The following is an 8,400-nucleotide window of genomic DNA, read 5'->3' on the forward strand; positions in this document are numbered from 1 at the left end:
TTATTCATAAATTATTTTTTACTTTCCGTAATCTGTCTGACTTTATCGTACACTTCCTGTGCCTCCACACCAATATGAAACTCCCCGTCCTCATACAGCACTTTCCCATTTACCATAGTCAGCTTAATATTTTGTTTGCTTCCGCTGTATACAATATTCTTTGTTATATTATTTATAGGCTGCATATTGGGCTGGTTCAAATCAATCAGGATCAGATCCGCCAGTTTTCCTTCTTCTAAGGTATCACAATCTTTTAATCCCATTGCCTTTGCGCCGCCAACGGTCGCTGCATAGAGTACCTGATTGGCATCTACTACGGACGCATCATTTTCCCTGAGTTTGGCTAATCCGGTAGTTAGGAACATCTCACGGAACATATCCAGACAGTTATTGCTTGCCGGGCCATCTGTGCCTATCGCCAGATTGATTCCCAGATCCAGGATTCTTTTAATGGGGGCTGTTCCGCTTGCCAGTTTAGCATTGGAGCCGGGGTTGGTTATGACTGACATACCATGTTCCTGAAAGATTTGTAAATCTTCTTCCGTCATATGCACACAGTGGTACCCTCCCCCTCCATATCGGAACATCCCAAACTGATTAAGATAAGCAGTAGGCGTCATATGATTGCGTTCCATGCATCCCTCAACTTCAGAAAGACTCTCGGAATTATGGGTATAAACGGGAGCCTGATATTTCCCGGCCAGATCTGCCACTCCTTCTAACAATTCTCTGGACGTGGTATATTCTGCATGAAATCCAATTTGAAAACTGATTAATTCATGATAACGATTGTATTTCCGATACCACTCATCCATCAGCTCCACCGACTGGGTAAAGTCGTTTAATCCACTGGTCATGACGGTTCGAAAACCACAGTCCACAGATGCCTGCGCTATAGTATCCGGAGTAAGGTACATATCAAAATTAGCAGTTATTCCGCTTGTCAGATATTCCATAATGGCAAGCTTGGATAGGTGGTATATATCATCTGCATTTAATTTCGCCTCCATAGGGAAGACCTGCTGATGCAGCCAGTCAAGCAGCGGCATATCATCTGCAAAAGAGCGCAGAAAGGTCATCCCGGAGTGGGTATGTGCATTCTTAAATCCCGGCATCAGTAAATTGTCCATGCAGTTGATTTCCCTGTCCCAGTTTTCCCTGTTCTCTTTTTCCTCTCCTACATATGAAATCAAACTGCCTTTAACATGTACTTCCCCACGTTCAATCTCAAATCCATTTGCCAGTGTTAAAATTCTTGCATTATATAAACGTATATTCATGTGTCTCTTCCCCCATTTCATCATTTCTTAAATTCATCTGCTATTTTATTCATTTAAATTAATAACGTTAAATTACCGTTTCCCTTTATCATATATTTCGCCCAAAGCCCGCGGCGCATGGTTATGCCTGGAGAAGAACACCAGCAGCAGCAGCGTAAGGACATAAGGCAGAATCATCACCAGATCAGAATAAGTACCCGGCATATTCAAAACCCTGACCAATTGATATCCTCCTGATCTGGCAAAGCCAAAAAGCAGACAGGCTCCTAAGGTGGGAATGATTCTCCAGTTTCCAAATATCATTGCCGCTATAGAAAGGTATCCGTATCCGGCATAAATTCCCGATGAAAAATTAGCAGATATGGAATATGCAAAACTGATTCCAGCCACCGCAGAAAGGGCTCCCGATATGCCGACCGCCAGAAAACGCACCTTTTCAACATCAACTCCGGCAGCGTCAACTGCATGTGGATTATCTCCACACGCCCTCAGATGCATACCAAAACCTGTTTTATATAGAATATACCATGCCAAAACCATAATTGCCAGTATAATAATCTCAAACGGATATATATCCTGAAACACTGCTCCAATTATCGGAATCTCTGATAATAGCGGTATGCTAAAACGGCTGGATACCCCGAGTACAAATTTATCGGAGGGACTGGAGAAAATACTGCTGTTTATCTGTTTCGTCATAAAAGATGTCAGCGCCATGGCAAGTATATTCATTACCACTCCGCTGATTACCTGATTGGCACGGAAACGAATACACAAAACCGCATGAAGCATGGAATACACAATACCTCCGGCAACAGCACATGCCAATGCAATATAAAAAGTTATCTGTGACTCAGCCCCAAAATAAGACATGGCAAATACAGCCGCCAAAGCTCCTGAAAATGCCCCAAAACCTTGCAAGCCCTCCAATGCCAGATTGGTTATTCCGCTTTTTTCACTGTAAATCCCTCCAATTGCCATGACAAACAGGGGCAGTGCAAATGACAGTCCATCTATAATTATCCCTTCCATCACTTTCCTCCCATTTTGCTTAGCCGGTGTGAGAAATAAGCATTACATGCAGAAATCAGCAGAATCAGCCCTGTGATTACAGATGCAATTTCAGCCTCTACACCAGATGCCGAACTCATATAAGTACTTCCTTTGCTGATTATGGAGATGAGAAAGGAAGAGAAAAAAATACCTATCGATTGATTTCCACCGAGCAATGCTACAGCAATACCGTCAAATCCTGCAGATGGCAAAGTCCTTGGACCAATAGAGCCAAAATACCCCAGATAATACGTGACGCCCGCCAAACCCGCCAGCCCCCCGGAAATAACCATTGCAAGCACCATGTTTTTTCCAACATTCATTCCGGCATATTTGGCTGCGGTACGACTGGCACCAACTGCTTTTATTTCGAATCCGGATGTCGTCTTCTGAAAGAAAAAGCGCATCCATACCACGGCGGCAACTGCAAGTATAATGCCAAGCGGTATGTCAATCCTGATATTTCCTGCAGTAACATCCATCAATGTCAGCCTCGCCGCTTTGCTGACCGGATTAGACTGACGGGATACCGGATTGATATAAAATGTATTAATAAAGAAACTGATCACATACTGGGCAATATAATTGATCATGATAGTGGATACTACTTCATTTATGCCAAAACGATATTTAAGACTCCCTACCATCCCTCCTATAAGAGCACCTGTTATGATGCCTATTACAATCACAAGGGGTTTGGCTGCAACTGCAGGCAGATCGCCATATCCTACCAGAACAGTGGCGAGATAGCCGGATACCAGCATCTGCCCTGAAACTCCAATATTAAAAAGACCAGCTTTTAAGGCTGCGGCAACTGCCAATGCCGAAAACAGCAGAGGGGTCCATGCATTCAAAAAGCTGGTAAAATCCGTCAGCATATTCTTGGAACCTGCATAGCTTTCTTTTGGGAGTATACCGCATCCCTTTAACAGATCTCCATAAACCATCACTGGATTTTTCTTTAAGATCAGCAGTACAACTGCACATACAAGGAAGCTGACAGCGATGGAAACTACCGGGATTACAGCTGTCCCTAACTTATCCTTTTCCCTTAAGGGAACGATCTGTTTCTTCATTTTGCCTGCCTCCCTTCACTCCCATCATAAACTGCCCCACTTCTTCTGAGGTCAAATGGTCTGCTGCCGCAATCCGGTTCAGCGATCCATTATAGATAACCCCTATGGTATCCGCCAGGTTCATTACTTCTTCCAGTTCCAGAGAAATAAGCAATATTGCTTTTCCATTATCCCGCTCTTTAAGAATCAGGCTGTGAATTCGTTCAATTGCACCGATATCCAGCCCTCTGGTAGGTTGTACGAATATCAGCAGTGATGCATCTCTCTGGGTTTCCCTGGCAATAATCGCCTTCTGCTGGTTTCCTCCGCTCATAGAACGGACTTTAGTCACGCTTCCTCTGCTGCACCGGATGTCATATTTTTCAATCAGGTGCTTTGCATGGCTCCGTATCGATAGCTGCTGCAATACCCCTCTTTTTGAAAATGGCTCTTTGAAATAGGATTTTAAAACAAGATTATCTTCTAAGGAAAAGTCCATTACCAGACCATAATTCTGCCGGTCTTCCGGTATATAAGAAATTCCGGAAAGAACCCTGGATCTGATCGAAGATCTTGTAATATCTTCTCCACTCAGTAAAACAGAGCCATGATGCACCCGGATCAGTCCCGCTATGGCATCTGCTATTTCGATCTGCCCATTACCGGAAACGCCTGCAATGGCAAAAATTTCGCCCTGGCGTATTTGAAAGGATACGTCTTTTACTACCTCAAAACCAGACTCATTCTTTACGGTAAGATGTTCAATCTCCAATACACATTTCTTAAAATCGGCGGTTTTTTTAGGTGGCGTAAAATCTACCTCTCTGCCTACCATAAGCCTTGCCATCTCACTGGTGCTGACTTTTGAAACGTCAAAGATCCCGGTTAGCTTTCCCCTGCATAAAACAGCACACCGGTCTGCCACCTGTTTTATCTCTTCCAGTTTGTGCGTAATGAGTATAATTGTTTTTCCGTCTTCACGCAGCCCCATTAATATTTTCATTAAAAATTGAATCTCCTGGGGGGTTAATACTGCAGTAGGCTCATCAAAGATCAGGATTTCTGCCTCACGGTAAAGCATCTTTAATATTTCCACCCGCTGCCGCACCGATACGTCAGCCGTTTCAATGATTTGCTCCGGATTAACTTTCAGTCCGTATTTTTCTGAAATTCCGGCAATTTTTCCACTGGCGTCCTTCTTATTTACCACCGGAATAAATCCCAGAAGATATTTTCTGGGTTCTATTCCCAGAATTATATTTTCAGTTATTGTATAATCACTTACCAGTTTAAAGTGCTGGTGTACCATCCCGATATTCAGACGGGAAGCAAAGTTAGGGGAAGATATTACGACTCTCTTTCCCCTGACATATATTTCCCCCTCGTCGGGTTCATACATTCCAAACAACATGCTCATAAGCGTTGATTTTCCTGCTCCATTCTCACCTAAAAGGGCAAGAATCTCGCCCTTTTTAATCCCGAGGGTCACATGATCATTCGCTGTAATTCCCGGGAACCGCTTTGTTATATTTTTCATCTCAACGATGTATTCTGATTCCATATTCGTTATTTCAACCCTGGAAAGTCATCCGGTGTAATATTATTAAAATTTGCTGCAGGAACGACTTCTCCACTTTGAATTAATGCATAAGCTTCATTCAATTTTGCAATCGAATCCTCAGACAGCTGGTTTCTTCCTTCTTCTTTCACATATCCTGTTGAATCTGTATCCGCTTTCAGTAGTATATTTCCACCGGTAAAGTCTCCAGCTGCAATCTTTTCCAGCTGTTTTTCAACATTTTTGCCCATCACTTTTACCGCAGATGTAAGCACGATATTTTCACTGCCCTTAGTGCCAAAATCATACTGGTCTGTATCGCAACCAATTACTTTTACATCCTCTGCCTCTTTTGCAGCAGTAAATACTCCTGTTCCAGAGTCTCCGGCAACAACAAACAGGATATCACAGCCTTCTTTGATCAATGCACTGCCAATAACTTTTCCGGTAGCCTGATCCGCGAAGCTTCCGATATAATTTCCGCCCACATCCTTATTGGTTACATCCGTTCCGGAATACGAAGGAAGCGCTATCAGTTCAACGCCTGTGCTATATTTCTGATTGGCATAGTTTATACCGGATTCAAATCCGTACTGGTAATTGACATTAGACGGATAGGCTATTCCACCAACAAAAGCTGCCTTTTTCGTCTTTGATTCCAAAGCTGCTGCCATTCCCGCCATAAATCCGCTTTCCTGCTCAGCAAATGTCATAGCACAGATATTTGGAAGATCTGCTTCGCTGCCATCCTCATATGCAGGGTTGGAATCTACAAGAATAAATTTTACTTTCGGATTGTCTTCTGCCGTAGCTGCAATCTGCGAAAATTGAAAGCCGCAGCAGACCACTACATCATAGTCCGCAGCGATATCCGCTACTGCGGTAACTGCAGCAGCGCTGTCACCGGAAGACTCCTGGACCGGCTTTACCGATGAATCCGGATATTTCTCAATAAAAGACTGAATTCCGCTGTAAATATTTTGGTTAAATGTTCCGTCATCTACACCTGACCCGCTAGTAACAATTGCTATTTTCAGCGCTGTGTTTTCTGATGACTCATTTGCAGCCGATTCTTTCGCAGCTGATTCTTTCCCAGCTGATTCTTTTACAGCTGATTCTTTTGTTTCCGCCTGTTTTGTGCTCCCAGTATTATCTTTACTGCTTCCACATCCGGCAGCCCCGCTTCCTAATATACAAATACAAAGAAATATTGATAGTAATTTTTTCAAAGTACTCCTCCTAACCAGAATCTGCAGTATCCTTATATCTGATGCTGCTCTTTTGATTTTAGTGTTCCTCACTATCTGATTTCTTATACCTGAAAATCTCCGGCTCTCCTATCCGAATGATGACTAATAAAAACGTATCCGGACACTTCCTGTGCCCGGATACGCTGTATACTCTATCATTAAATACCTGCTCTGGTATCAATAGTTTTAGAATTATTTAACCCATGCGTTTTATTGCTTCTGTCACAAGCTGTTTGAACAGCGGTGCCACACGGTCTGCTGTCTCCTGAACTTCACTATGGCTTAGCGGTGTCTCCGTCATTCCACATCCCAGATTAGAAATACAGGATATGCCACAAATCTTCATCCCCATATGGTTGGCCGCAATTGCTTCGCAGGCCGTGCTCATGCCTACGGCATCGGCTCCCAGAATACGGCACATTTTAACTTCCCGGGGTGATTCAAAATTGGGTCCGGATAATTGGATATACACACCTTCTTTTAGATCTATCGAAAGCTCCTTTGCCGCCTTGCGTAAAATGTCCTGTAGTTCCGGATTATATATCTGGCTCATATCACAAAATCTCGGTCCCAGCTCGTCAATATTCGGTCCGATCAGCGGAGATGGCACAAAATCAGATATCTGATCTGTTATCATCATAAAGTCACCGGCTTTGAAATCATAATTGACACCGCCAGCCGCATTTGTTAAAAAAAGTACTTCTGCTCCCATCATCTTCATCAGTCTCGCCGGAAGCACCACATCTGTCATTGGGTAACCCTCATAATAGTGGACTCTGCCCTGCATAGCAACAACCGGCACTTCTCCCACGTATCCAAAGATAAATCTCCCTTTGTGCCCCTGTACCGTAGACACCGGAAATCCTTCTATATCATGGTAATCCAGGACTGCCTCTACACGGATTTCATCTCCATAGCCTCCCAGTCCCGATCCAAGAACTAAGGCTACCCTGGGCGTAAAATTAATTTTTTGTCGAAAACTTTCGTAACACTTTAATAATTTTTCATATACTGGATTCATGCTTTTCCTCCTACTGATTGCTTTTACTCATTGACAGGTTTAATGGTGTATATTTTCCTTTGTCTACTATAATAAGATTTACTGGTGGAAAAGTCAATTGACATTGAGGGGGCACACCTATTAAAATTTAGAGCGAACAATTTTAGTTTAAATTTGGGTTTCGCTGAGGAAGGACGCTTTGTAAATGATAGGTAGTGTACGGAAAGAGAAGGGGGCGAGCCAGGACATTGATTTGGAAGGCTTACCGCAGAACTGGCATTTTCTAACCTTCCCAGAGCCCTTTTTGGCGGCACGCGGGCATTCGCTCCGAAATCCTGATGCATTTCGCAGCTCACTGCCCGCTTAGTATCCGATGGGAGCCAGTCGAATACTATCCGCCAAAAAGCACTCTGGGAAGGTAAGTAAATACTCAGCTCTGCTATACGCCTTCCAAATCAATATCCTGGCTCGCCCCCTTCTCTTTCCAAGATAGCATTCGTTGATACAAAGCTGGTTTTCTCAGCGTGGTGGGACCATGAGGTTGTGGCATGCTGAACAATATTGGCGTTAAGCAACTGATCTTGAGAACGGGATTTGTTTTATATTCTGCAATCAGAAAAAGGAATAGACTTTCATCTTCTATTATGCATAAATTGTCAAAATATACCGCTCTACACCCAATAAAGAACATCCATCTACACCCAGGGAATCTATCATGCTGAGAACGAGTAACATAAAGCAACTGGACTTATCACAGTGATTTGTTTCTTCATTCCAGAAAAAGTAGCAAACTTTCATCTCCTTTTACGCTTAAACAGCCGAAACATACTACGCTGCATCCAATAAAGAACAGCCTGCCACAGCCCAGGGGTCTCCACCAGGCTGAGAAAACCAGCTTTGTGGCAGTAAACTGAATCTCGGAAAGATGGGAGTGGGAAACTTGAATGGACGGAGGAAGCGTAGAGCAGAGCTGAGTATTTACTTACCTTTCCGGAGTGTTTTTTGGCGGATAGTATTCGACTGGCTCCCATCGGATACTAAGCGGGTACTGAACCGAGAAATGCATCAGGGTTTCTCGGTGAATACCCGCGTGCCGCCAAAAAGCGCTTCGGAAAGGTTAGAAAATACCAGTTCTGCGGCTAGTTGACGGAGTCCATACAAGTTTCCCACTCCCATCTTTCCGTACACTACCTACATCTACAAA

At 43.5% G+C, this 8,400-nt stretch carries 7 protein-coding genes; all 7 read right to left on the bottom strand.

The window, feature by feature from the left end:
* Positions 1 to 11: 11 nt before the first annotated feature.
* Entirely contained in the window at positions 12 to 1,280 is a 1,269-nt protein-coding gene (locus tag RHS_RS25590; protein ID WP_027293104.1) for an amidohydrolase family protein, read from the bottom strand.
* Between the two features lie 72 nt (positions 1,281 to 1,352).
* Complete coding sequence (locus tag RHS_RS25595) at positions 1,353 to 2,312, bottom strand: ABC transporter permease (protein ID WP_027293103.1); 960 nt, start codon at positions 2,310 to 2,312, stop codon at positions 1,353 to 1,355.
* On the bottom strand, positions 2,312 to 3,409 hold the full coding sequence (locus RHS_RS25600; RefSeq protein ID WP_047834776.1) for an ABC transporter permease: 1,098 nt from the start codon (positions 3,407 to 3,409) through the stop codon (positions 2,312 to 2,314). Before RHS_RS25600 ends, RHS_RS25595 begins: the two co-directional genes overlap by 1 nt.
* The gene (locus tag RHS_RS25605; RefSeq protein WP_047834777.1) at positions 3,372 to 4,949 is read right to left on the bottom strand and encodes an ABC transporter ATP-binding protein; all 1,578 of its coding nucleotides are present in this window, start codon (positions 4,947 to 4,949) and stop codon (positions 3,372 to 3,374) included. The genes RHS_RS25600 and RHS_RS25605 overlap by 38 nt, the downstream gene beginning before the upstream one ends.
* A 5-nt stretch (positions 4,950 to 4,954) precedes the next feature.
* Positions 4,955 to 6,175: a BMP family protein gene (locus RHS_RS25610; protein ID WP_027293102.1), complete on the bottom strand. Its 1,221-nt coding sequence runs from the start codon at positions 6,173 to 6,175 to the stop codon at positions 4,955 to 4,957.
* A 217-nt stretch (positions 6,176 to 6,392) separates the two neighbouring features.
* Positions 6,393 to 7,217 carry a purine-nucleoside phosphorylase gene (locus RHS_RS25615; protein ID WP_047834778.1) on the bottom strand — a complete coding sequence of 275 codons (825 nt, stop codon included), beginning with the start codon at positions 7,215 to 7,217 and terminating at the stop codon, positions 6,393 to 6,395.
* A 1,044-nt stretch (positions 7,218 to 8,261) separates the two neighbouring features.
* Positions 8,262 to 8,384, bottom strand: a complete 123-nt coding sequence (locus RHS_RS31995) for a hypothetical protein (RefSeq protein ID WP_395022421.1) — start codon at positions 8,382 to 8,384, stop codon at positions 8,262 to 8,264.
* Positions 8,385 to 8,400: the final 16 nt, after the last annotated feature.

The sequence above is a fragment of the Robinsoniella sp. RHS genome (assembly GCF_001029355.1).
Taxonomy (GTDB): Bacteria; Bacillota; Clostridia; order Lachnospirales; family Lachnospiraceae; genus Robinsoniella; species Robinsoniella peoriensis.